Below are 23,982 nucleotides of genomic sequence, written 5' to 3' on the forward strand. Positions count from 1 at the left end.
GTGGCTCTGTTCGCCGGCAGGGCCGGCTAACCGATCTCAGATCTCGACCTGAGTCCCCAGTTCGATCACCCGGTTCAACGGCAGGTTGAAGAACCTCAAGTTGCCGTTGGCGTTCTTCAGCAGGAACGCAAACAGGTTCCCCCGCCACCGCGACATCCCTTCCAGGCGTGATGCGATCACCGTCTCGCGGCTGAGGAAGTAGGTAGTGCGCATCGGACTGAAGTCCAGATCGTCCAGGTGGCACAGTTTCAACGCCGCCGGCACGTCCGGCTCGTCCATGAAGCCGAAGTGCAACAGCACCCGGAAGAACCCGTCACCATAGGCCTCGACCTCGAAACGCTCATGCTCCGGCACCCGTGGCCGATCCTCGCTGACCACCGTCAGCAGCACCACCTGGCTGTGCAGCACCTGGTTATGCAACATGTTGTGCAGCAGCGCATGGGGCACGGCATCGGCACGGGCGGTGAGGAACACGGCCGTGCCCTCGACCCGGTGCGGCGGCTGCACGCGGATGCTGCTGATAAAGACCGGCAGCGGCAACGCGCCTTCGTCGATACGGTCGACGAGGATCTGCTTGCCGCGCTTCCAGGTGCTCATCAGCACGAACAGCACAATCCCCGCCAGCACCGGGAAGGCCCCCCCCTGGACGATCTTTGGCACGTTGGCGGCGAAGAACAGCCCGTCGACCAGCAGGAAGCCCACCAGCAGCGGTACCGCCAGCACGGGTGGCCACTTCCACAGCAGCAGCATGACCGCCGACACCAGGATGGTGGTCATCAACATGGTGCCGGTCACTGCCACGCCATAGGCGGCGGCCAAGGCACCGGAAGACTCGAAGCCGATCACCAACAGCACCACGCCGACCATCAGCGTCCAGTTCACCGCGCCGATGTAGATCTGCCCCTGCTCGTCGCTGGAGGTGTGCTGGATCTGCATACGTGGCACATAGCCCAGCTGGATGGCCTGGCGGGTCAAGGAGAAGGCCCCGGAAATCACCGCCTGCGAGGCAATCACCGTGGCCATGGTGGCCAGGCCGACCAACGGCAGCAACGCCCAGCTCGGCGCCAGCAGGTAGAATGGGTTGCGCGCGGCCTCCGGGTTCTGCAGCAGGATCGCGCCCTGACCAAAGTAGTTGAGCACCAGAGCCGGCAGCACCAGGGCGAACCAGGCGCGGGCGATCGGCTTGCGGCCGAAGTGGCCCATGTCGGCGTACAGCGCCTCGGCACCGGTCAGCGCCAGCACCACCGCGCCAAGAATGGCCACGCCCATGCCTGGGTGGACAATGAAGAAGTTCAGCGCCCAACCCGGATTGAAGGCCTTGAGCACTTCCGGGCTCTGCGAGATGCCATGCACGCCCAGCGCCCCCAGCACCACGAACCAGGTGACCATGATCGGGCCGAACAGCTTGCCGATCTTCTCGGTACCATGCTTCTGCACCAGGAACAGCGCCACCAGCACTACCAGCGAGATCGGCACCACCCAATGGTCGATGCCCTCGAATGCCAGGCCCATGCCCTCCACCGCCGACAGCACCGACACCGCCGGGGTGATCATGCTGTCGCCGTAGAACAGCGAGGCGCCGACCAGGCCGCAGCCGACCACCAGCGCCCGCAGCTTCGGATACTCCGCCGTGGCCCGCCGCGCCAGCGCGGTGAGCGCCATGGTGCCGCCCTCACCCTGGTTGTCGGCGCGCAGGATGAACATCACGTACTTGAACGACACCACCCACAGCAGCGACCACAGGATCAGCGACAGGATGCCCAGCACCCCGTCGTGGTTGACCTGCACCCCATAGCCACCGGTAAAGACCTCTTTGAGGGTGTACAACGGGCTGGTGCCGATATCGCCATAAACCACCCCGACCGCTGCCACGAGCAGGCCCAGCGACCGCGCCGTCCCCTGCTTGCCTTCGTGCCCGCCCTCGGCGTGACTGCTTGCCTGAACCATCGACCACTCCCGAGAAGGCCCTAACAGACCAATAGAATCCTCACCCGCGCCAGGGCATGCCAGCCGCCCGGACGCAACGGCGCGAAGCATAGCGCAGCGTTCGTCGCTTTTCTGCTGGTAAAGCGACCTTGTGCTCGCTAGAATTGCGCACTTTTTGATCAGAGGCGCCTAAAGCGCCCTCCAGGATCGCCTCCGTTACCGGCCGGGCGACCTGTATTCAATACCGAGGTTAGCCATGTCCACCACTCCCGCCACCCCGAAGGTCGGCTTCGTTTCCCTGGGTTGCCCCAAGGCCCTGGTCGATTCCGAACGCATCCTGACCCAGCTGCGCATGGAGGGCTACGAAGTCGTGCCCACCTACGAAGACGCCGACGTGGTGGTGGTCAACACCTGCGGCTTCATCGACAGCGCCAAAGCCGAGTCGCTGGAAGTGATCGGCGAGGCGATCAAGGAGAACGGCAAGGTCATCGTCACCGGCTGCATGGGTGTCGAGGAAGGCAGTATCCGTGACGTGCACCCGAGCGTGCTGTCGGTCACCGGCCCGCAGCAGTACGAGCAGGTGGTCAACGCCGTGCACGAGGTGGTACCACCACGCCAGGACCACAATCCGCTGATCGACCTGGTGCCGCCACAGGGCGTCAAGCTGACCCCGCGCCACTACGCCTACCTGAAGATTTCCGAAGGCTGCAACCACAGCTGCAGCTTCTGCATCATCCCGTCGATGCGCGGCAAGCTGGTCAGCCGCCCGGTCGGTGAAGTGCTGAGCGAGGCCGAACGCCTGGTCAAGGCCGGCGTCAAGGAGATCCTGGTGATCTCCCAGGACACCAGCGCCTACGGTGTCGATGTCAAGTACAAGACCGACTTCTGGAACGGTCGCCCGGTCAAGACCCGCATGCTCGAGCTGTGCGAGGCCCTGAGCAGCCTGGGCGCCTGGGTGCGCCTGCACTATGTCTACCCGTACCCGAACGTCGACGACGTGATCCCGTTGATGGCTGCCGGCAAGATCCTGCCGTACCTGGACATCCCGTTCCAGCACGCCAGCCCCAAGGTGCTCAAGTCGATGAAGCGCCCGGCCTTCGAAGACCGCACCCTGGCGCGCATCAAGAACTGGCGCGAACAGTGCCCAGACCTGGTGATCCGTTCGACCTTCATCGTCGGTTTCCCCGGCGAGACCGAGGAAGACTTCCAGTACCTGCTCGACTGGCTGACCGAAGCCCAGCTCGACCGCGTCGGTTGTTTCCAGTATTCGCCGGTCGAAGGCGCCCCGGCCAACGACCTGGGCCTTGAAGAAGTGCCAGATGACGTCAAGCAGGCGCGTTGGGACCGCTTCATGGCCCACCAGCAGGCGATCAGCGCCGCGCGCCTGCAGCAGCGTATCGGCAAGGAGATCGAAGTACTGATCGACGAAGTCGAAGAGCAGGGCTCGGTCGGCCGCAGTTTCTTCGACGCACCGGAGATCGACGGCAGCGTGTTCATCGATGGCGACCATGGCTTCAAGCCAGGCGACAAGGTCCGCTGCCGCATCGTCGATGCCGACGAATACGACATGTGGGCCGAGCCCATCTAAGCGATGCCCACCTGAAGATACCCCGCCCACTGGCGGGGTATTTTTTTGCATCTATGTTTTCCTCAATGGCCCTGAGGATCATCGGATGTCGCCCACCGTCACGCTGCAGACACCCCACCTGAGCGACTACCCCGAACTGGTCCGGGTATGGGAGGCGTCGGTCCGCGCCACCCACACCTTCCTGCCGGATCGTTACATCGTGCTGCTGCGCGAACATGTGCTGCGCAAATACCTCGACGCCGTGATGCTGGTCTGCTGCAAGGACAGCAGGCGGCGCATCCTCGGTTTTGCCGGTGTGGCAAACGGCCGCGTCGACATGCTGTTCGTCGCACCCGATTACCGCGGGCAGGGCGTCGGCCGGCGCTTGCTGCGGCATGCGGTAAGCGAACTCAACGCCGAGCGACTGGACGTCAACGAGCAAAACCCCCAGGCCTTGGGCTTCTACCTGCATGAAGGCTTCGAGGTGTATGGGCGCTCGGAAACAGACGGCCTTGGACAGCCCTATCCCCTACTACACATGAGGCTTGTTCGTACAACACCCTAGGACCTCCACCAGCGAAGCCGTCTCCCCTCTCCTAAAAGGCGGAAATGACATCGATTTGCAGCCGCAGGCCTGCTAGGGCAGGTACAATGGGGACTTTCCCTGCCTCGTGAAACCCGTGTCCATGTCCGAACCCATTCGCCTTTCCAAACGCCTCATCGAACAGCTTGGCTGCTCCCGCCGAGAGGCCGAACTGTACATAGAAGGCGGTTGGGTCACGGTCGACGGCGTGGTGGTCGAGCAACCGCAGTTCAAGGTCGCCGACCAGCGCGTCGAATTGTTGCCCGGCGCCCGCGCCGAAACCCTGGAGCCTGTGACGCTACTGCTCAACCAGCAGGCGGGCCAGGACACGACAGCCGCCCAGGCCAGCATGACCTTGGCCAGCCTCAGTGAGGCGCACCGCGAAGGCGTGCGCCCGCTGCACGGACATTTTGCCCGCCAGGCTTGCGTCGCTCCGCTGCTACCCGGCGCCACCGGCCTGCAGCTTTTCACCCAGGACTGGCGGGTAACCCGCAAGCTCGACGCCGACCTGCGCCGCATGGAGCAGGAATACATCGTCCAGGTCAGCGGCCAAGCCAAGCCCGGGGCACTGGAGCGTCTCGCCCGCGGCGTCGAGCGCAAGGGCGTGGAGCTGCCACGGGCCAAGGCCAGCTGGCAGAACGAACAGCACTTGCGCATGGTCCTGAAGAACCCGCAACCGGGGCTGATCGAACAACTGTGCGAGACCGCTGGGCTGAAGGTCCTGGCCATGCGCCGCATCCGCTTGGGCGGCGTGTCGATGGGCAAGCTTGTGCCTGGGCAGTGGCGCTACCTGGCCGCCACCGAACGTTTCTAGCCTCACCGCCGCGCCCCGACTGGCGCGGCACCTGAACAGGATTTGCTGCAATGAACCACAACGATGTACTGCGCAGCCTGCGCTACATGCTCAAGGCCAACGACCAGAAGATGGCCGAGATCATCAAGCTCTCCGGCCTGGAGGTCACCGCCGAGGCCATCGCCGGCTACGTGAAGAAGGAAGAAGAACCGGGCTTCGTGCGCTGCCCGGAAAAAGTCATGGCGCATTTTCTAGACGGCCTGGTGATCCACCGTCGCGGGCGTGACGACAGCCGTGCGCCGCAACCCATCGAAGTGCCAGTGACCAACAACACTGTGTTGAAGAAACTGCGGGTGGCTTTTGAATTGAAGGAAGATGACCTGCACGCGGTACTCAAGTCGGTGAACTTCCCAGTCTCGAAACCCGAGCTCAGCGCCCTGTTCCGCAAGGTCGGCCATGACAACTACCGTCCCTGCGGCGACCAGCTGCTGCGCAACTTCCTCAAGGGCCTGACACTTCGCGTGCGCGGCTGACTGGCGATGCAGTATACGGTCTCGCCGGTCGGCATCGTCCGCTCCTGCTTCAAGGAGAAGTTCGCCATCCCGCGCCAACCGCAGCTGGCGCCTGCTGCCCGTGGCGTGCTGGAGCTGTTGCCGCCGTTCGATAATGGCGATGCGGTGGCGGGCCTGGAGCAGGTCAGCCATGTCTGGCTGCTGTTCCTCTTCCATGAAGCGCTGGAGGACAAGCCACGGCTGAAAGTGCGGCCACCCCGCCTGGGCGGCAACAAGAGCATGGGGGTGTTTGCCACCCGGGCCACCCACCGCCCCAATGGCATCGGGCAGTCGGTAGTACGCCTGGAGGGTGTCGAGCCCGGGCGTTTGCTGCTATCGGGTATCGACCTGCTGGACGGTACTCCCGTACTGGATATCAAACCTTATGTGCCCTATGCCGACAGCATTGCCGGTGCGAGTAACCTGATGGCCAACGATGCACCAGGGGCGATCGCCGTCGAATGGAGCGAGAGCGCCCTGCCCCAGGCCCATGATCAGGCACAGCGTCTGCAAGAACCACTGGTGGCACTGATCGAGCAATGCCTGGCACAGGATCCTCGACCGGCCTATCAAGTGCCACCGGCGGAACGGATTTATGGGGTGAAGTTCTGGGATGTGCAGGTCAGGTGGCATTACCCACAACCGGATCGGATCCGGGTGTTGGAAGTGGTCCGGGAAGGCTGAAGCCCATCTGTTTGCAGGCCCGGCCCTTTAGCCGGCAAGCCGGGCCGGCGAATGAACCTTCACTGGCAACCGCGATCTCGCAGGCATAAAAAACGCAGGCCCAGGCCTGCGTTTTTGCGTTTACCGCGATTCGCCTTACTTCTCGACGAACGCACGCTCGATCAGGTAGTCACCCGGCTCGCGCATGCGCGGGGAGATCTTCAGGCCGAAGCTGTCCAGCACTTCGCTGGTCTCGTCGAGCATGCTCGGGCTGCCGCAGATCATGGCGCGGTCGTCCTGCGGGTTGATCGGTGGCAGGCCGATATCGCTGAACAGCTTGCCGCTGCGCATCAGGTCGGTCAGGCGGCCCTGGTTCTCGAATGGTTCGCGGGTCACGGTCGGGTAGTAGATCAGCTTGTCGCGCACGGACTCGCCGAAGAACTCGTTCTGTGGCAGGTGCTCAGTGATGAACTCGCGGTAGGCAACCTCATTCACATAGCGCACGCCGTGGACCAGGATCACCTTCTCGAAGCGCTCGTAGGTTTCCGGGTCTTGGATGACGCTCATGAACGGCGCCAGCCCAGTGCCGGTGCTCAGCAGGTACAGGTGCTTGCCAGGGTTCAGGTCGTCGAGCACCAGAGTGCCTGTGGGCTTCTTGCTGATGATGATCTCGTCGCCCTCTTTCAGGTGCTGCAGCTGAGAGGTCAGCGGGCCATCCGGCACCTTGATGCTGAAGAACTCCAGGTGCTCTTCCCAGTTCGGCGAGGCGATCGAATAGGCGCGCATGAGCGGACGGCCGCTATCCTGCTGCAGGCCGATCATCACGAACTGACCGTTCTCGAAGCGCAGGCCCGGGTCGCGGGTGCACTTGAAGCTGAACAGGGTGTCGTTCCAGTGGTGCACACTGAGGACACGTTCGTGGTTCATGTTGCTCATCTAAGGGGCTCCTGAAGAAAGACGCGGCGCGCGCAAGACGCGCAGTTGCGCGATAGTTTAGGGGCAGCGACAATATCTGTTAACTGAATTATCAAGATATGTGTTATCGGTTATATAGATATGCGATTCACACTCCGTCAACTTCAGGTCTTCGTCGCCGTCGCCCAACACCAGAGCGTATCTCGGGCCGCCGGCGTGCTGGCCTTGTCACAATCGGCTGCCAGCACCTCTATCACCGAACTGGAGCGGCAATCCAGCTGCCAGTTGTTCGACCGCGCCGGCAAGCGCCTGAGCCTCAACGCCCTTGGCCATCAGTTGCTGCCCCAGGCGGTCGCCCTGCTCGACCAGGCCAAGGAAATCGAGGACCTGCTCAACGGCAAGTCGGGGTTTGGCTCTCTGGCGGTCGGCGCCACCCTGACCATCGGCAATTACCTAGCCACCCTGCTGATCGGCAGTTTCATGCAGGTGCACCCGGAAAGCCAGGTCAAGCTGCACGTGCAGAACACCGCACATATCGTGCATCAAGTCGCCCACTACGAAATTGACCTGGGTCTAATCGAGGGCGACTGCCACCATCCCGACCTCGAAGTTCAGCCTTGGGTCGAGGATGAACTGGTAGTGTTCTGCGCCCCGCAGCACCCCCTGGCCAAGGTCGGCCACGCCGATATGGCGCAATTGGCCAACGAGGCGTGGATACTTCGTGAACAGGGTTCGGGCACCCGGTTGACCTTTGACCAAGCCATGCGCCATCACCGCGCCAACCTGAACATCCGCCTGGAGCTGGAACACACCGAAGCGATCAAGCGCGCGGTCGAGTCAGGCCTGGGGATTGGTTGCATCTCACGCCTGGCGCTGCGTGACGCCTTCCGGCGCGGCAGCCTGGTGCCGGTGGAAACCCCGGCACTGGACCTGTTGCGTCAGTTCTACTTCATCTGGCACAAGCAGAAATACCAGACCTCGGCCATGCGCGAGTTTCTTGAACTGTGCCGCAGCTTCACCGCAGGCGTACGGCGCAGTGATGAAATCGTCCTGCCGCCGATCGCCTGAGCGCTAGCCCAGCAGGATCACGCCCCACACCACGGCCACCATGCTCATGGCCACCAGTTGCGCGGCGCTGCCCATGTCCTTGGCGTTCTTCGACAAGGGGTGACGCTCCAGGGAGATACGGTCGATGGCCGCCTCGACTGCAGAGTTCAACAACTCCACGATCAGCCCCAGCAAGCACACGGCAATGAGAACTGCCCGCTCCACGCGGCTGACCGGCAACCAGAAAGCCGTTGGGATCAGCAATACATTGAGCAGCACCAGCTGGCGGAAGGCGGCCTCGCCCTTGAAGGCAGTGCGCAGGCCATCCAGCGAGTAGCCGGCAGCGTTGAAGATGCGTTTGAGGCCGGTCTGGCCCTTGAATGGCGACATGGGTGCGTCACTTCACCGTAGAAAGGCCTGAAGGCTAGTTCAGTTCGAGTCAAAAAAGCGTGAACGTTCGGGTACTTAGCTACCCGAAACCGATTCAAGTTGTTGCAACAACAACGCCGCCTGGGTTCGCGTGCGCACACCGAGCTTGCGGAAGATCGCCGTCACGTGGGCCTTGATGGTCGCTTCCGAGACATTCAACTCGTAGGCGATCTGCTTGTTCAACAGACCTTCACAGACCATGGTCAGCACACGGAACTGCTGGGGCGTTAGGCTTGCCAGGCCTTCGCTGGCGGCCTTGGCTTCGGCCGATACATCGACCTTTTCGAACGCCTGCGGCGGCCACCAGACATCGCCATCGAGCACGTTGCGCACCGCCTCCTGGATCTTGCTCAACTCGCTGGACTTGGGGATGAAACCACTAGCGCCGAACTCGCGGGACTTCACCACGACCGCTGCATCCTCCTGGGCCGAGACCATCACCACCGGGATCTGCGGGTACTGCCCGCGCAACAGGACCAGGCCAGAGAAACCATAGGCACCGGGCATGTTAAGGTCCAGCAGGACCAGGTCCCAGTCGGATTTCTCGGTCAGGCTGGTTTCCAGTTCGGCGATGCTTGCAACCTCGACCAGGCGCACATCCGCGCCCAGGCCGAGGGTAACGGCCTGGCGCAGTGCGCTACGGAACAACGGGTGGTCATCGGCAATCAGGATTTCGTATGTGGCCATCGATCTAGGGATCCTGTTCTGTGCCAGGCACGGGGGTACGGAATACGCCTGGCGGGCAACTCAAGGCACGAGCGGCAAGGCCGCCGGCCGGGATGGCACGGCGAAGTCCGGGGATAACGGCAGCTTCGTAATGCCTGAAGCGGCGCCAAGGATGCCGAGCACGCCCCGGGTGGTCAAGCCAATTGCCCGGTCGTCCCCGCCTACCCTGGCTGCCAGCCCCGACAGTATGAACCAATCGGCCGCGCCTGCCCCTTGGACTATAGGAAGGTATGCAAACGCCGATGCACCTCGTCATGCGCGTCCAGCGGCAAGCGGCGCTTGCCGCTGAGGTAGTGCAGGCTGAACACATCCAGGTAGGCGTCCAGGGCCTGGGAGGCTTGGTTGTCGCCGGCCAGGTCCAGGCACATGGCTGCCACTTCCGCGGTGCAGAAATGGTCGTCGCGCTTAGAGCGGCGCAAGCGATAGCGCGACATTTGCTCGGCCTCCAGGCTCAACACTGGGAAACGGTCCAGGTAGGGGCTCTTGCGGAACATCTTGCGCGCTTCGGTCCAGGTGGCGTCGAGCAGGATGAACAAAGGCCGCTTGCCCGGCTCACGCACGACCTCATTGACCACCCGCTCCTCGGCTACGAACTCGCCAGGGAAGACGATATACGGCTGCCACTGCGGATGCTCCAGCAATGCCAGCAGCCCTTCATCAACCGAGGTGCGGAGCCAGCCGAAGGCCGAGGTATCCTCGATCAGGTCGGCAATCAACCAGCCGGTGTTGGTCGGTTTCAGTGGCTCGGTGTCATGCATCAGCAGGCACACGCCGGACTCGGCCTGTACCCGCGGTTTCCAGGCGCACAGGCAATGGGTGGCGATCACCCGGCAATCCGGGCAGCGTTCAGCCCGGGAACCACGGGCGACAAAAGGTTTGATACTGCGCGCCAGGCGCTCGGCGCGCAGCCGCGCTACCGCGTGGCTCATGGCTGCAGACCTTGGTATTGAGAGGGGACGAACACGGGTACGACTCGGCGGGTAACAAAGCGCCAGTCTACCAGACGGTGTGTCATTTGCCGTGCAGCCGTGCCAAGGGCTCCTTTATAATTGCAGCCTTTGGCGGCCGGGAAACCCTACGGTTCCATGGAACGCCGCCCGCCGGCGCAGGTCAAAGCGCCAGTCATCGAACCAGGAGAGATCCATGCTGCGTGTTATTGCCCCGACCCTGAGCCTGCTGCTCGCCCTGCCCCTGGCTGCCCAGGCGGCCTCCAAGCAGGAATACGAGCTGACCCAGATGCTGGAGAAGGTCGCCAAGGAAAGCAGCGTCGGTACCCCACGGGCCATCAACGAAGACATCCTCGACCAGGGCTACACCGTCGAGAAGGGCAAGGCCCTGGTCAATCACCTGAGCGTGCGCGAGAGTCACGCTGAGCGCATGAGCGCCAACCCACAGCAGGTTCGCAGCCAACTCGGCGACAGTGTCTGCCGCAACAATGGCTACCGCCAGCTGATGTCCAAGGGCGCCGTACTGGTTTACCGCTTTACCGTCTATAAGACCAACAAGCCGGTCATGGACCAGGCCTTCGATGCCGCCAGCTGCGCAGCAGGTAACAAGAAGAAGTGATTCAGGCGGTCTGATCACTGTGGCTGGCGCGTAGCGGCTGCTCATCGGCGCGCAGCTCCGCCAGCAACGCCTGCACATAGCGCGAATGGGGCTCGGTGCCCTGCAGACGGCGCAGGCACTCACCCTCCAGGCTCAGATGATGAGCCCGGGCTTCTCGCGCCAAGCACTGCAACAATTGCCCGTCCACCTCGATCACCAGCCGATGCATACGGCACCTCCCCGCATCGCGTACAACAGCCCCTCCAGTAAACCAAAGCCCCTGCCAGGTGGACTGCGAGCCGACCGACGGCCTGTTCACGCCCGGGGCGGCACGAAGCCATGCCAGCGTCTAGATTGAAAGCGAGTACCCGACAACCACAACAAGATGGACTTGCCACTGCAACATGGCCTTGAAGGCCTACTGCAATGCCCGAGGCGCACACTCGGGCCACAGCAGCCAGCGACACACGCAGTGTCGCGGCCGGGACACTGTCTTGATCCGGTCAGAGGTTTTGCTGCAGAAGGAGACGTTGAATGCCCTACCAAACGAACGAACGCCTGTTCAACCATTTCAGGGACAACGGTATTGACCTGAGCCACATCGACACACAGTTGCAATTGGTCGCGCCGAACAGCCCCAATCTGCCGCTGTACCGCGACATGATGCTGACCATCCTGCGCATGGCCCACGACGACAGTAACCGCTGGAATGCCAAGATCACCCTGCAGGCCCTGCGCGAACTCGATCATTCGTTCCGCATGCTGGAGCGTTATAAAGGGCGGCGCAAAGTTACCGTGTTCGGCTCGGCACGTACCCCGCTCGAACACCCGATGTATGCCCTGGCTCGAGAGTTGGGGGCGACCCTGGCGCGCTCGGACCTGATGGTCATCACCGGCGCCGGGGGCGGCATCATGGCCGCCGCCCATGAAGGCGCGGGCACAGAGCATAGCCTGGGGTTCAACATCACTCTGCCCTTCGAACAACATGCCAACGCCACGGTCGACGGCACCGACAAGCTGCTGTCATTCCATTTCTTCTTCATTCGCAAGCTGTTCTTCGTCAAGGAAGCCGATGCCCTGGTGCTATGCCCTGGCGGGTTCGGCACCCTCGACGAAGCCCTTGAAGTGCTCACGCTCATCCAGACCGGCAAGAGCCCGCTGGTGCCCGTAGTGCTGCTGGACTCGCCCGGCGGCAGCTTCTGGCGGGACTGTCTCGAATTCATCAGCAAACAGCTGGAAGAGAACCGCTACATCCTGCCCAGCGACCTGAAGCTGCTGCGCCTGGTGCACAGCGCCGATGAGGCAGTGGAGGAAATCAACCAGTTCTACAGCAACTACCACTCCAGCCGCTGGCTGAAGAATCAATTCGTGATTCGCATGCTCCACCGCCTGAGCGAAGGGGCGCTGCATGACATCGAGGAAGGGTTCGCCGACCTGCGCCTGAGCGGCAGGTTCCATCAGCAAGCGGACAGTGGAGCCGAGCATGAGGAAGGCAGTTTCAGCCACCTGACGCGCCTGACCTTCGCCTTCAATGGTCGCGACCAGGGGCGCCTGCGTGAGCTGGTGGACTTCATCAACCTGCCGGAAAACTGGGCCAAGCCCCAGCCAATGCACACCACGCAGCGAGCACGGGAAGCCCTGAAAGTCAGTTGAACGCAAAATGGCCCGCAGGGCTGCCCGGCTCATGGGCAGCCCTGAGGGCCATCAGTCGTAGAGGTCGCGGCCGCTGAGCAGGCGCCCGATCATCTCCATGGAAAAACCACGGTAGGCGAGAAAACGGGTCTGCTGAGCACGGCTGCGTGGATCTTGCGGGCGTTGTCCGGCGAACTTGCGCTGCCAGACATCTTCCAACCGGGCCGGCCAGTCCACGTTGCTGTCGCGCAGTGCCTGGTCGATATCCCCACGGTCGAGGCCGCGCTGGCCAAGCTCCTCGCGAATACGCGCGGGGCCATAACCGGCACTGGAACGATAACGGATAAAACTTTCGAGATAGCGGGCTTCACTGAGCAGCCCTTCTTCGGCGAGCCGATCGAGCGCGGGCTCGATCAGCTCATCCGAAGCGCCGCGCTGACGCAACTTGCGGGTCAGCTCGACGCGACCATGCTCGCGACGTGCGAGTAGGTCCATGGCAGTCCGCCGAACGGCGACGGGGGTGTCGAGTACGACGGACATGGTGCAAATCAATAGCCGGCGTCGGCGTCTGCCATGTCATCGGCATCGGCTTCAGCGGCGGCAGCCTTGGCAGCTGCGGCTACAGCGCCGGACGTCAACAGCTTCTCGCGGATCTGCTTCTCGATCTCGGCGCCAATAGCCGGGTTCTCTTGCAGATACTTGGCGGCGTTGGCCTTGCCCTGACCGATCTTGTTGCCCTGGTAGCTGTACCAGGCACCGGATTTTTCCACCAGGCCTTGAGCCACGCCCAGGTCGATGATCTCGCCGTTGCGGTAGATGCCCTTGCCGTAGAGGATCTGGAACTCGGCCTGACGGAACGGTGGCGAGACCTTGTTCTTGACGATCTTGACGCGGGTTTCGCTACCGACCACCTCGTCGCCTTCCTTGACCGCGCCGGTACGGCGAATGTCCAGGCGGACCGAAGCGTAGAACTTCAGGGCGTTACCACCGGTGGTGGTTTCCGGGCTACCGAACATCACGCCGATCTTCATGCGGATCTGGTTGATGAAGATAACCAGGCAGTTGGCGTTCTTGATGTTGCCGGTGATCTTGCGCAGCGCCTGGGACATCAGGCGGGCCTGCAGGCCGACGTGCATGTCGCCCATCTCGCCTTCGATCTCGGCCTTCGGTACCAGGGCGGCCACGGAGTCGACGATGATCACGTCGACCGCGTTGGAGCGCACCAGCATGTCGGTGATTTCCAGGGCTTGCTCGCCGGTGTCCGGTTGGGAGACCAGCAGGTCATCGACGTTGACGCCCAGTTTGCCGGCGTATTCAGGGTCGAGGGCGTGTTCGGCGTCGACGAAGGCGCAGGTGGCGCCGTTCTTCTGGGCTTCGGCAATGACCGACAGCGTCAGCGTGGTTTTACCGGAGGATTCCGGGCCGTAGATCTCGACGATACGGCCCTTGGGCAGGCCGCCGATGCCGAGGGCGATGTCCAGGCCCAGGGAACCGGTGGAGATGGCCGGGATGGCCTGGCGCTCGTGATCGCCCATGCGCATGACGGCGCCCTTGCCGAATTGGCGTTCGATTTGACCCAGGGCCGCAGCCAAGGCGCGCTTCTTGTTGTCGTCCATTGAAATCCTCACGTGATCGACTTGGCCCTGATGGCCGGAACAACTGTATAAGTAGCCAGTATTATTCCACAGGGATTCGTTTCCGCAAACCCCCACCGGGCGATTTACTCCGCGCCAAGCTGTAACAAGCCGTCTAGTGCGGCGCTCACCGTCTGTCGGCGCACCGCTTCGCGGTCGCCGTCGAAGTGGCGGCGCTCGCTGATCACGTGCCCGCCGTCGGCCCAGGCCAGCCATACCGTGCCCACCGGTTTCGCCGGCGAGCCACCGTCGGGCCCGGCCACGCCGCTGACCGCTACGGCGAAGCGCGCGCCACTGGTCGCCTGGGCACCGCGCACCATTGCCTCGACCACCTCCTGGCTGACCGCCCCTACCTGAGTGAAGAGCGACTCGGGCACCCCTAGCTGACGAGTCTTCTGGGCGTTGGAGTAAGTGACATAGCCGGCCTCGAACCAGGCCGAACTGCCGGGGACACGGGTAATAGCTTCGGCGATACCGCCACCCGTGCAAGATTCGGCGGTGGTCACCTGGGCATTCAAGCGCCGCAGGTGCTCGCCCAGGCGGGTGGAAAGTACGGTGATCGGGTCCATGGCGAACTCCTGGCAAGAAGACGTCCTACCCTACCACCCTTCACCGCGCCAGCGCCCGCACATAAGCCTGGCAGGCGCGCAGGGCGATCAGTCCGCGGTCGCCGTCGTCGGTGATGGCGACAATTCGTCGAGCATGCGCCGGGTCAAGTCGGGCGCGTACGGCGCCATGATCCACGCCGCCGGTGGCGGGGGTGGCAGGCACTGCGGCGCAGCCGGTGTCGCGCTCGACCAGGACCGACAGCCGAAGATCGGCAGTAGCAAGGCGATCACGCAGGCGAGCCTGAGTCTGTTGGGCATCGGAAAGCTCCTGGAAATGGCGGGTTTCACTGCTGTGCAGGCGTTGCTCGAGCGACTGGCGCCGGTCGCGCTCGGCGAGCAGTTGCTCATTGACGGCCTCGACCTGCTCGACCTTCTGCTGCGCCTGCAACGCTTCGGACTCGGCGAGCACCCGCTCGTAGCGCCAGCCCTGGACCTGCCAGGCCAGCACCGCGGATGACAGCATCAGCACGGCGCACAAGCCGATTTGCAGGCGGCTCAACACAGCACCTCACGGGCCCGCTCCCAGATCTCCTGGCGGTCGGCCAGGCCATTCAAGCCGCCGTTGATATGCCGGGTGATGCGGTTGAACTCGCCACGATCAGCCAAGGCATTGAGCCCGCGCGAGTGCCAGAACCAGGCCGCCGATGCACAGGCCCAGCGCGGCTGTTCGAGCATCTGTGGTTGCGCCAGCAAGCGTTCGTCGCCAAACAGCGCCCGGCTGCAGGCCTGATAGTTGTTGCGGCCGGTCACCTGGATCAAGCCGCGCCCGCAGTAGAGCTGGCCATCGCCATCGGCCTCGGGCGTGTTGCCCAGCCGCAGGGCCAGGCTGCCGGTGTCGTAGCGAGCCAGGTAGCGGTCGCCACCGAGCTCCTTGACATAGCGCAGTTGGCCGGACTCGTGCCCGACCTGGGCGAGGAATGCGGCCACGCGCTTGGGGTGGTCGATTTCCCAGTGCTCCATGGCCTCGTTGAGCGTCGGCAGGAAAATCGCGGCACGCTGGCCGGCCAGGGGATAGATCTGTTTGAGCTGCTGTTCAGTGAGCGGCATCGGTGTGTTCTCCATTGCAGTCTGATCGAACGGCGGCCAGTGCCGCCAACGGCTCGCTCAATGGCGATGGCTCGAAGCGCGCGGCTTTCACATGATTCAGGGTGCGGCACCGGCCGCACTTGATCTGGAGCTCGGAAGCGGAAGTGATGCGGGCCAGTAGCTTTCGGCACTGGCCGCAGCGCAAGTCGATGAACATAGAGAAGATCCTGACAAGCTGATTTCACGTTCAAAAGATGGGAAAGGGCGACTTTCCGAAGTAGCACCTCCATTGCGGCCGACTATAGGAAAGCGCCCACGCCAACCGGCACCGGGAAACCTTCTCCATGCACCCAGTGGCACCCGCGCTCAGGCCTTCAATGCTCCAGCGCGCCTGGGCGCTGCCCCCTTGGCCTTGGCCTTGCCCTGGCGCCCGCCGTTGCACTGCACCGTGGTGCGCCAGCCATTGCTGGTGAACACCTGTTCCACCGACTCGACCAGGTATACCCCGTCGAGTCCAACGAGGAAGCCGCTGATCTCGACGCTGCGCTCGGCGAACAGGTCGGTGCGCCCCGGCATGTCCAGCCGTACATTGGCTGTGTCGCGGTTGAAACTGGCCAGACGCGCCTTGGCGGCCTGCTCGGCGGCCGCGCGGTTGGGGTATAGGTGGCGGTCGGTGTGCACCGGCTGCAGGCCTTCCGGCGCGTCGCCATTGCCCAGCTCGACCACGCTCAACTTGCCGCTGGCTGGGTCCTGGTGGCGGGTGCGCACCGCCTTGTGGGTGCTCTTGTCGGCCAGGCGGAACTGCCACTGGCTGACCTCTTTGCGGGCGATGGTCACCACGCCCAACGCCTTGCCGCTGGCGCTCTGACCTCCCTGGCGCGGCAACACCAGCAACTGGCCGTCGGCGAGCTTGGCGGTGCAGTCATGCTGGCGGGCCAGACGGGTGATGAAATTGAAGTCCGACTCACTGTACTGGTCGACCCGCGGCAGCTTGACCTTCACTGGGCAAACCGCCTGCCAGCCATTGCGCGCGCCGATCTCGGCGACGATGCGTTGCAACGTCGCCCCTTCCCAGCTACCGCTGCGGATGGTCTTGCCGGTGCCGCGCAGGTCACTGGCCTTGCCACGAATGACCAAGGTGTCGGGTGGCCCCGACAGCTCGACTTCATCCACGGTGTAGCGCCCCAGCCGCATCAGCGGTTGGCCGGCGTACCCCAGATGGACCAGCAGCACGGCACCGCGAGCGGGCAACGCCAGGGCACCGTCGCGGGCATCGATGCGCAGCTCGAAGTCGTCCGACTCCATGCCGGGCTTGTCGGTGGTGCGCAGCAACAGCAGGCGATCGTTGATCAGCGCGGTGATGTCCTTGCCATCAGCTTCGATGCGGAAGATCGGTTGCATGGTTCAAGCTCCTTGCTGATCAGTCCCACAGTTGCACGGTGTTCGTAGCCACTGCGGCCAGCTCCGGCAACCCGATGCGCACCCCGCTGCGAAAGGGCTGGGCCTCGTCCGCCAGGCCCTGGTTGGCCTCGAGCACCGCTTCGACCGAGCCATCGAGGTGGCCGTAGTAGTGCTGGCAGAGCGTGTCGAGCACGTCGCCTTCAGACGTTGTACAAATCCTGGCCATAGCTTACGAACTCCAGTGAAAACCCTTGTTTGCGCGGAATGCCGCCGGCCAGCAGGGCGCCCTGCTCTTCCTCGATGCTGGTCAGGCACCAGGTGCCGAGCACTTCGCCATAACCTGTGGTCAACGACAGCGGCAGCAGTTGGCGGCCGATGCTGCGCAGTGTCTGCAACTGGCCCAGCCCGCCCTTGAAGCCGGGGAAGATCGCCCCGCGAATGCTGATGTTCTCCTCGCCCAGGCTCACCGCCTGTTGCGCGGTGTCGCGGCTCAGCCGCTCCTGGCCGGCCCAGCGGAAGCGGGTCTGCCGACGCAGTTGGTCGAAGGCGGCGGTGTCGAGGTTGAAGTAGTACGGTGTAGCGCCCGCCTTGAGCGGTTGCAGTACCAGCAGGTGTGGGAACGGCTTGACCGCTTCGGCGGCAGGGGTCGCCTCGGGGGCGAAGCCCAGCGTCGACAGCACGCCGTTGACGGTGGCGCGCACCGCCCCCACCACGCGACCGATCGCTGCGCCAGCCTTGGCGGCGTGGGCGGCGAAGCCGTCGATGCGGTCACGCACCTGGCGCACCACGGCCACCGCCTGGTCATACTTGGCCACCACTTTGGCAACCCGGGCCTGGGCATTGGTGATCGCGCGCATCGTGCGCTGCAGCTTGGCACCGATGATCGGCCCGACCACCGGCAACCCTTCCAGCTCGCCCACCGCGCCTTGTATGTGGCCGATCGCGTCGTTCATGGGATCGAGCATGGCGTCGGCACGCCGACGCCCCGCCTCTCCCGCCTTGACCAGGGCGTGCAGCGTGGCTTGCAGCTGCTCCAGGTAGGTCATGGGTCCTCCTTAAAGTGCGATATGTGGGGTGTCGGCCAGTTGCACCGCGCGGGCCTGGCGCATCAGCTCTTCCAGCTGGCGGCGGGCGATGGCCTCCAGTTGCTGGAGCACGGAAGGGTCGTCCAGGCTGTTGCTGAAAGTGACCGGCATGTTGGCGGTGAAGGTGAATTGCTGGTTGATCGGGGCTGGTGGCGTTGACCCCGATGCAGGCGATGTGGGAATCGCTGGCTGCACCGGCGCACTGTCTGCTGCTCGCGCAGCCTCACCTAACCCTGGCTTGCCGGGTGGTTCATCCTGGCCCGAGCCCAGTGCCTTGCCCAACCAGCCACCGATGCTCTCGCCACCCATACTGCCCAGCACACCACCGATCAGGCCACCGATCGCCGTGCCGATCACCGGCACCACCGAACCGATGGCCGCGCCCGCCGCTGCGCCGGCCAGACCGCCACCCAGGCCGCCGACGGCGGTACCGTAACCTTCGAGCTTCTGGTCCGCAGTAGCGTCGCTGTTGTAGGTTTCGGCAAGCTGCAAGCCCGTGTCGAGCAAGGCTGCGCCCGGAATGCGCTTGAATACTCGCCTTGCCATGGAGGCTTCGGCACCGCTGCTCCCGGCCTTGCCCAGCAGGCCCGCAAAGGCTGTGCTGGCGAGGCCGACGGAAGCACCAGAGCTCTGCGATGAACTCTCAATGGAACTACCCGAGGCTTGCTCTTGCGCCTCGAACAATGCCGCTTCTTTCCCTGCCTCACCGATCTTCTCTTCCTCAATTTCCTCTGCATCGTCCTGACGTGCCAAGCGAGTGGCTGGTCGGCCAGAGGAAGACGCTGGGGCCTTGGCATTCTTGGCGGAAGCATCATTGGCGGCTGGCGTGTCAGAGAACAGTCCATGGAATGTCTTGCCTAAGAAGCCGCCGACACCTTCGCCGATCAATTCGCCAATCTCACCACCGTACTTCTGGATCTGCTTGTTCTTGGTCCAGCCCCCCAGCAGCTCCGCGCCCATGTTGCCCAGCGCGCCCCCAAGGGCAGACCCCACGGCCTCGGCCTTGTCCTCGCCGCTTTCCTTGAGCGTGGCCAAGCCAAGATTGGCAACTGCCTTGGCGCCAGCTTTACCAGCGTTCTCCCTGACGCCGCTGGTGATTTCATTTCGCCGCTCGGGGGTGTGACGGTTGTACATCGCCTTCCCGCCCACAGTGAGGGCAGCCCCACCGACAAGCGCGGCACCCGCGTAGAGCGCCCCATTCACGACTTCGCGGCCACCCTTTGCCGGCCCCTGAGGCTCTGCGCTTGGTGTATCGGACGCTTTATCCGGTGTGTCCCCCGGCTGCGGACCGGCATCCTCGGACGCAACAACCTTGCCTTGCTCCGACGCATCACGCTGAGAAGGGTCAGTGCTCTTGCCTGATGCTTCGTTGGCGGCTGGCGTGTCAGAGAACCACCCGTACACCGTCTTGCCGAAGAACCCGCCGATGCCTTCGCCGATCATCTCGCCGATTTCACCGCCGTACGCCTGGATCTGCTTGTTCTTGGTCAGGCCGCCCAGCAGTTCCGCCCCCAGGTTCCCCAGCACGCCGCCAAGGGCCGCGCCAACCGCCTCGGCCTGGTCCTCGCCGGTGTCCTTGAGCGTGGCCAAACCCAGGTTGGTAATCGCCTTGGCGCCTGCCTTGCCAGCATTTTTCTTGATGCCGCTGGTGATCTCGCTGCGTCGCTCGGGGGTTTGCCGTTGATACCCCTGGTACACCGCACGTCCGCCTGCTGCGACCGCCACGGTACCGACGGCGGCGCCGACACCTATCACGCCCGCGTTCAGCACTGCCAGGCCAGCGTTCGCCGACTCCAAAGGCACGCGCCCCTGCTCCGCGCCTCGCGTTTCGGATGACCCCCCTCGGGTGGGGGGCGCCGCCGGGGTCACACCCTCCAGCAGGGCCACCTTGCGCTGTTCCAGCGTGGGGCCGGGCACGGTGGTGGTGGCAGCCGTGCTGGCAACTACCGTCACCGCACGCAGCACCAACGGTTTGCGCCCTAGCGAAAGATAAAGCCTGCGCAAGCGCTCGACCTCATCCCCTTCAACACGCAACCGGTCAATCTGCTTCTCGTGCGCCAACGCCTGGTCGGTCCCCAGCCGTCTTTCTGCCTGGCCAGTCTTGTCCAGTTCCAGCCCCAGGCGGATGACCTCGCCGATCAACCGCCCGAGCCGGGTGCCATCGGCCTGCCTGCGCAGCCGTTCCAGCTGCGCACGCAAGGTATCGAATGACCTACCCAAAGCCTGGCTGCTGGTGACGCCGAGGGTGAACACCTGTGTGTTCGCCATAGGTTCCTCCTTGTCACTCCGCCAGCCACCAGACCATGTCGCTGAACGACATGGTCATGATTTCGCTCGCGGAAAAGTTCAGCTCCTTGGCCAGCCGCCTGGCGGCGGCCTTCTGCCGGGCCGGATCAAAGCTCGTCGTCCTGCACCAGGCGAAAATAGCCGGTTTGCAGACGGCTATAGTCCTTGAGGGCCAGGCCTTCGAGGTCCTTGACGCCGACTTCGGCGAGCGAGGCGAACAAGTTCAGTTCGCGCTGCTCGTCATCGCCCGTGCCACCGGCCTGGGCATTGCGGATGTCACGCACGGTGGGGGCGCGCAGCGACAAGCTATCGACCTGTACACCGTTGGCCTCGCTAGGGCGCGACAGGCGCACGGTCACGCGCTCGGCGTTCACGGTCAGCCATTGCGGAAGCTTTTTCGCTTGAGCCATAGAGTGTTCTCCTTAAAGACCCAGGGCAGCGCGCTGGGCGGCCAGTTGGTCGACGCCGTCGATCACCCGCTTCATGCCCAGGGCATCGATCTCGTAGACCAGGCGGCCGTCGACTTCGAGCTTGTAGTAGGTGACGGCGACGCTGTGCTTGATCTCGGCCTTGTCGCCGGACTTCCAGTCGCCCATGTCGATCTCTTTCAGCGCGCCACGCAGGGTGACGATCACCGGGTTGATCTTGCCCTTCAGGCCCTTGAAGGCGCCGCGGAAGGTGCCGTTGAATGCAGTGCCGTCGGCCAGGCCGAAGAACTTCAGCGACTCGCGGCGCACGCCGGTGGTGGTGAAGGCGGCTTCCTGTTTTTCCATGCCCTGGTCCATCTCGACCGGCATGTCCATGCCACCAGGGCGGTGCTCCTCCATCTTCAGGGTGAGCTTGGGCAGGGTCAGGCTGGGTACATCGCCCTGGAAGCTGACGCCATCGACGAACAGGTTCAGGTTGGCCAGGGTTTCGGGAATCATTGCCATGTAGATGCGCTCCTTAAGCGGCGGAATCGAGGACTTCGGTCAGCCACTGGTTGGTGACTTCGACGCGGAAATTGGGGTTTTCGGCAGGCGGCACGTCGGTGAAGCGGATGTTCCAGTACACCTTGCCCTGCTCCAGCTGGCTGGCGGTGTTCAGCTCCGGGTCGGCGAAGACTTCGAAGTTGATGATCGCGCCCTGGTTCTTCAGGTCGCGCATGAAGGCCTGCAGGCCCTCGGTGACGTCCTTGACGTAGGTGGCGGTGATGGAGCGGTCCACGGCCCACTTGTGGCCATAGAGGATCGCGTCCATGACGATGTCCATGGTGCGCACGCGGGTGACGAAGGCCCATTTCGGGTCGCTCGACAGGGTGCGGTTGCCCCACAGGCGGAAGCCGTCGTCGCGGATGATGGTGGCGATGTTGGCGTTGTTCAGCAGGTTGGCGCGGCAGGTGTCGTCGCCATCGAGGAACTCCACCGCGCGGGTGGTGCCGGTGATGCCGACGAACTCCTTGTTCGACGGCGACGCCCAGAAGCCGTACTCGCGGTCGGTGTAGGCGAACAGGCCGGCGACCCAGGCCGAGCCCGGCGCGTCGACGGTGGCCTCGGCGGCGTTGTCCCAGTAGCGCACGCCCGGGTCGACCAGGAAGGCGCGCTTGGCGCCGAAGTTCTTGGCGTAAGCAATAGCCGCTTCATCGGTGCTGTTCGGGCCGTCGATGATGGCGATGGCACGCAGCTTGTCGGCCAGAGCCACCAGTGCGGTACCCACGGCCTGGGTGGCGCTGTGCTTGGGCGCCACCAGCAGGCGTGGCTGGGCGTTGAATCGGCTCTTGCCGTCGAGCAGCGCCTGCAGGCCGGTGCGCTTGCCGTCGGCCAGCACGTTGCCGATGATCGCCGCGGTCTGCTCGGCGCCGTCTTCGAGCTTGGCCACGCCGCAGGCGACGATGACCGCCTTGGCGCGGCTGTAGATGGCGCGGCAGGCCTTGGTGATCGCTGCGTCCTGACCGAACGCCGCGACCGCTTCGCGCTCGCTGGTGATCAGGATCAGGTCGTTGGCCTTGGCGGTGACGCCCGGGCCTTCGGTGAAGGTGTCGACCAGGCCGATGATCGAGGACGACGGCAGTGCGATGCTGCGCGCGCCGGTGTCGACGTTGGTCACGGTGACGCCGTGGAAGAATCCACTCATGTAGGGTTACTCCAGGTACAGGTGTGAAAAGGCCCCGCGGGTGCAGGGCCTGGAAGGGATTAGTTCGGAAAAAAGCCGCCTTGGGCAGGCAGGTGGCTATTGATCGATTCCAAGCCTGCTCAGATCAACTTGATGCGGCTTGGATAGGCAATGTTGCGCGGCCTCACAGCGCCAAAATAGGCGCTGTTGGCCACGATCGATTGTGTGGTGACGGTAGCTGTCGTCGTCGACACCGCCACGGCTTCACTTGTATCCGACACATCGAAGAACTTGGGTTTCATGTTTTGCATGCGCCGGAAGGACGAAACGGCATCGACAATTTCCCCATGTACCAGCGAAGCGGACTGGAACGAACCAGGCGTCCGTGCGGGATCCGCACCGCGCCCCTCGTCAAGCGAGCGAATGAACTCAGCGCGTAGCTCGGGGATACGGAACGTGCTGGCACCATCGCCATGGGTCCATCCGCCCTCCATTCCGGCGCGTTGCGCATCGTTCACCAGCATTCCGGATTTTTGGGCGTGGTCCCAGAGCCAAGGCCAGTCGTTTCGATTCAACAATCTGGCGTTGGGAATATCCCAACCACCCGGGCTCAACGCTGTCGATGTTTCGAACACCACACGCCCCAGGGAGGTGTTGTCCAGTCGGTCCAGCAACAGCCAACTGCCCGCACCATCGCTGCGCAGATGCCAGAAGTCGCCACCGCCCAGCACCATGCAGAACGGGTAACCTTCAGGACGCAGGTGGGTGTGGAACTTGATCTTCTCGCCGTCGGCGGCGTACACCAACAGGCGGTTGGCCGTGTTGTCCAGGCGCTGGATACGCACGTCCATCGGCTTGCTCGCCTGGGGCAAGGTGATCTTGGTCTGGCCAGCCGAAGCGTCGGCCAAGAGGAATCCCGTCTCATGTGCGGCCAGCACCGTGTTGCCACGGATGACCTTATTGTTGATGCCCTGCACCGAGAGCATGCCGCTCTCGATCGAAGCCAGTACGTCGCTGCGGCTCATGCTGGCCTCCCTTGCTGTTCAAGAAACGCCGGTGCCACCGGGCGGAAATTGATGTCAGGGAAATCACTTGATTGAGGCCAGTCGCGTAGGGCCTGGAGGTAAGTCAACAAGCCACGGAATTGTTCGGCACTCAGATTCGTCTGTACGCCGATTTCCAACTGATCGCGATGACGGTCACGCAACCAGATCATTTCGGCCAGCCTACCGTCGCGCCATTGTCGTTCCTCCATGGCAAGGTCAGTTGCCGGCGCCTGGGCGTCGATAAGAACAGGCAGCCCTTCAGCATCGTGCCCCAGGACCTTGCCTGCCACCGTGACCGCCAGCACTTCGAGAAAACGCTCTTCACTGATCGGCACGGCATCAGCGGGAATGTCAGTGGAAATATTCGGAATGTAGGTACAGCCCGTGGCGGGGCTGTACAGTCGTTGGTTCTTGGCCATGTTCTACCT

29 protein-coding genes are annotated in these 23,982 nt (G+C 63.6%); 8 read left to right on the forward strand and 21 right to left on the reverse strand.

Annotated elements, in window-relative coordinates; genetic code table 11:
• Window positions 1-36: 36 nt before the first annotated feature.
• A complete protein-coding gene (locus tag IM733_RS12710) occupies window positions 37-1,947 on the reverse strand; it encodes a potassium transporter Kup (protein ID WP_248917016.1) in 1,911 nt (636 codons plus the stop codon).
• Between the two features lie 235 nt (window positions 1,948-2,182).
• Between IM733_RS12710 and rimO the strand changes: the two genes are divergently transcribed.
• The 5 genes from rimO to tsaA all read left to right on the forward strand — a co-directional run bounded on the left by rimO (window position 2,183) and on the right by tsaA (window position 6,104).
• A complete protein-coding gene (gene rimO / locus IM733_RS12715; RefSeq protein WP_248917017.1) occupies window positions 2,183-3,514 on the forward strand; it encodes a 30S ribosomal protein S12 methylthiotransferase RimO in 1,332 nt (443 codons plus the stop codon).
• Between the two features lie 85 nt (window positions 3,515-3,599).
• Window positions 3,600-4,058: a GNAT family N-acetyltransferase gene (locus IM733_RS12720; protein WP_248917018.1), complete on the forward strand. Its 459-nt coding sequence runs from the start codon at window positions 3,600-3,602 to the stop codon at window positions 4,056-4,058.
• Window positions 4,059-4,179: 121 nt separating this feature from the next.
• Window positions 4,180-4,890 carry an rRNA pseudouridine synthase gene (locus IM733_RS12725; protein ID WP_248917019.1) on the forward strand — a complete coding sequence of 237 codons (711 nt, stop codon included), beginning with the start codon at window positions 4,180-4,182 and terminating at the stop codon, window positions 4,888-4,890.
• A gap of 50 nt (window positions 4,891-4,940) precedes the next feature.
• Window positions 4,941-5,402: a DUF1456 family protein gene (locus tag IM733_RS12730; protein WP_248917020.1), complete on the forward strand. Its 462-nt coding sequence runs from the start codon at window positions 4,941-4,943 to the stop codon at window positions 5,400-5,402.
• Window positions 5,403-5,408: 6 nt separating this feature from the next.
• Window positions 5,409-6,104, forward strand: a complete 696-nt coding sequence (tsaA, locus tag IM733_RS12735) for a tRNA (N6-threonylcarbamoyladenosine(37)-N6)-methyltransferase TrmO (protein WP_248917021.1) — start codon at window positions 5,409-5,411, stop codon at window positions 6,102-6,104.
• A 135-nt stretch (window positions 6,105-6,239) separates the two neighbouring features.
• Here tsaA and fpr read toward each other — a convergent pair whose 3' ends face one another.
• A complete protein-coding gene (fpr, locus tag IM733_RS12740; protein WP_011535180.1) occupies window positions 6,240-7,019 on the reverse strand; it encodes a ferredoxin-NADP reductase in 780 nt (259 codons plus the stop codon).
• Between the two features lie 120 nt (window positions 7,020-7,139).
• On the opposite strand from fpr, the gene IM733_RS12745 reads away from it, so the two are divergent.
• A complete protein-coding gene (locus tag IM733_RS12745) occupies window positions 7,140-8,066 on the forward strand; it encodes a LysR family transcriptional regulator (RefSeq protein WP_248917022.1) in 927 nt (308 codons plus the stop codon).
• A 3-nt stretch (window positions 8,067-8,069) separates the two neighbouring features.
• On the opposite strand, the gene IM733_RS12750 is transcribed toward IM733_RS12745, so the two are convergent.
• The 3 genes from IM733_RS12750 to IM733_RS12760 all read right to left on the reverse strand — a co-directional run bounded on the left by IM733_RS12750 (window position 8,070) and on the right by IM733_RS12760 (window position 10,129).
• Window positions 8,070-8,435: a diacylglycerol kinase gene (locus tag IM733_RS12750; protein ID WP_248917023.1), complete on the reverse strand. Its 366-nt coding sequence runs from the start codon at window positions 8,433-8,435 to the stop codon at window positions 8,070-8,072.
• Window positions 8,436-8,510: 75 nt separating this feature from the next.
• Window positions 8,511-9,161 (reverse strand): response regulator transcription factor ErdR, encoded by a 651-nt coding sequence (gene erdR, locus IM733_RS12755; protein ID WP_248917024.1) that lies wholly within the window; start codon window positions 9,159-9,161, stop codon window positions 8,511-8,513.
• A 257-nt stretch (window positions 9,162-9,418) separates the two neighbouring features.
• Window positions 9,419-10,129 carry a tRNA-uridine aminocarboxypropyltransferase gene (locus IM733_RS12760; protein ID WP_248917025.1) on the reverse strand — a complete coding sequence of 237 codons (711 nt, stop codon included), beginning with the start codon at window positions 10,127-10,129 and terminating at the stop codon, window positions 9,419-9,421.
• A gap of 214 nt (window positions 10,130-10,343) precedes the next feature.
• Here IM733_RS12760 and IM733_RS12765 point away from each other — a divergent pair, with 214 nt between their 5' ends.
• Window positions 10,344-10,766: a quorum-sensing-regulated virulence factor family protein gene (locus tag IM733_RS12765; protein WP_248917026.1), complete on the forward strand. Its 423-nt coding sequence runs from the start codon at window positions 10,344-10,346 to the stop codon at window positions 10,764-10,766.
• Window position 10,767: 1 nt separating this feature from the next.
• On the opposite strand, the gene IM733_RS12770 is transcribed toward IM733_RS12765, so the two are convergent.
• Window positions 10,768-10,974: a hypothetical protein gene (locus IM733_RS12770; RefSeq protein ID WP_248917027.1), complete on the reverse strand. Its 207-nt coding sequence runs from the start codon at window positions 10,972-10,974 to the stop codon at window positions 10,768-10,770.
• A gap of 305 nt (window positions 10,975-11,279) precedes the next feature.
• On the opposite strand from IM733_RS12770, the gene IM733_RS12775 reads away from it, so the two are divergent.
• The gene (locus tag IM733_RS12775) at window positions 11,280-12,398 is read left to right on the forward strand and encodes a TIGR00730 family Rossman fold protein (RefSeq protein ID WP_248917028.1); all 1,119 of its coding nucleotides are present in this window, start codon (window positions 11,280-11,282) and stop codon (window positions 12,396-12,398) included.
• 51 nt (window positions 12,399-12,449) lie between these two features.
• Here the strand turns inward: IM733_RS12775 and recX are convergent, their stop codons facing one another.
• The 15 genes from recX to IM733_RS12850 all read right to left on the reverse strand — a co-directional run bounded on the left by recX (window position 12,450) and on the right by IM733_RS12850 (window position 23,973).
• Window positions 12,450-12,917, reverse strand: a complete 468-nt coding sequence (gene recX, locus IM733_RS12780) for a recombination regulator RecX (RefSeq protein WP_248917029.1) — start codon at window positions 12,915-12,917, stop codon at window positions 12,450-12,452.
• A gap of 8 nt (window positions 12,918-12,925) precedes the next feature.
• Window positions 12,926-13,993, reverse strand: coding sequence for a recombinase RecA (gene recA / locus IM733_RS12785; protein ID WP_248917030.1), 1,068 nt, complete (start codon window positions 13,991-13,993; stop codon window positions 12,926-12,928).
• A 104-nt stretch (window positions 13,994-14,097) separates the two neighbouring features.
• Window positions 14,098-14,580: a CinA family protein gene (locus IM733_RS12790; RefSeq protein WP_248917031.1), complete on the reverse strand. Its 483-nt coding sequence runs from the start codon at window positions 14,578-14,580 to the stop codon at window positions 14,098-14,100.
• A gap of 40 nt (window positions 14,581-14,620) precedes the next feature.
• Window positions 14,621-15,121 (reverse strand): lysis protein, encoded by a 501-nt coding sequence (locus IM733_RS12795; protein ID WP_432760370.1) that lies wholly within the window; start codon window positions 15,119-15,121, stop codon window positions 14,621-14,623.
• Window positions 15,115-15,666: a glycoside hydrolase family 19 protein gene (locus IM733_RS12800; RefSeq protein ID WP_248917032.1), complete on the reverse strand. Its 552-nt coding sequence runs from the start codon at window positions 15,664-15,666 to the stop codon at window positions 15,115-15,117. The genes IM733_RS12795 and IM733_RS12800 overlap by 7 nt, the downstream gene beginning before the upstream one ends.
• Entirely contained in the window at window positions 15,653-15,862 is a 210-nt protein-coding gene (locus tag IM733_RS12805) for a zinc finger domain-containing protein (protein ID WP_248917033.1), read from the reverse strand. The genes IM733_RS12800 and IM733_RS12805 overlap by 14 nt, the downstream gene beginning before the upstream one ends.
• A gap of 149 nt (window positions 15,863-16,011) precedes the next feature.
• A complete protein-coding gene (locus IM733_RS12810; RefSeq protein WP_248917034.1) occupies window positions 16,012-17,046 on the reverse strand; it encodes a phage late control D family protein in 1,035 nt (344 codons plus the stop codon).
• 19 nt (window positions 17,047-17,065) lie between these two features.
• Window positions 17,066-17,272 (reverse strand): tail protein X, encoded by a 207-nt coding sequence (locus IM733_RS12815; protein ID WP_248917035.1) that lies wholly within the window; start codon window positions 17,270-17,272, stop codon window positions 17,066-17,068.
• A complete protein-coding gene (locus IM733_RS12820) occupies window positions 17,247-18,092 on the reverse strand; it encodes a phage tail protein (RefSeq protein WP_248917036.1) in 846 nt (281 codons plus the stop codon). Before IM733_RS12820 ends, IM733_RS12815 begins: the two co-directional genes overlap by 26 nt.
• 9 nt (window positions 18,093-18,101) lie before the next feature.
• Window positions 18,102-20,399, reverse strand: coding sequence for a hypothetical protein (locus IM733_RS12825; protein WP_248917037.1), 2,298 nt, complete (start codon window positions 20,397-20,399; stop codon window positions 18,102-18,104).
• A 125-nt stretch (window positions 20,400-20,524) separates the two neighbouring features.
• The gene (locus IM733_RS12830; protein ID WP_248917038.1) at window positions 20,525-20,827 is read right to left on the reverse strand and encodes a phage tail assembly protein; all 303 of its coding nucleotides are present in this window, start codon (window positions 20,825-20,827) and stop codon (window positions 20,525-20,527) included.
• 12 nt (window positions 20,828-20,839) lie between these two features.
• Window positions 20,840-21,349, reverse strand: coding sequence for a phage major tail tube protein (locus IM733_RS12835; protein WP_213657961.1), 510 nt, complete (start codon window positions 21,347-21,349; stop codon window positions 20,840-20,842).
• A 13-nt stretch (window positions 21,350-21,362) separates the two neighbouring features.
• Entirely contained in the window at window positions 21,363-22,529 is a 1,167-nt protein-coding gene (locus tag IM733_RS12840; RefSeq protein ID WP_248917039.1) for a phage tail sheath subtilisin-like domain-containing protein, read from the reverse strand.
• A 119-nt stretch (window positions 22,530-22,648) separates the two neighbouring features.
• Entirely contained in the window at window positions 22,649-23,533 is an 885-nt protein-coding gene (locus tag IM733_RS12845) for a phage tail protein (RefSeq protein WP_248917040.1), read from the reverse strand.
• Window positions 23,530-23,973 carry a phage tail assembly chaperone gene (locus IM733_RS12850; RefSeq protein WP_248917041.1) on the reverse strand — a complete coding sequence of 148 codons (444 nt, stop codon included), beginning with the start codon at window positions 23,971-23,973 and terminating at the stop codon, window positions 23,530-23,532. The genes IM733_RS12845 and IM733_RS12850 overlap by 4 nt, the downstream gene beginning before the upstream one ends.
• Window positions 23,974-23,982 lie beyond the last annotated feature (9 nt).

This window comes from Pseudomonas entomophila (assembly GCF_023277925.1).
GTDB lineage: Bacteria > Pseudomonadota > Gammaproteobacteria > Pseudomonadales > Pseudomonadaceae > Aquipseudomonas > Aquipseudomonas entomophila_D.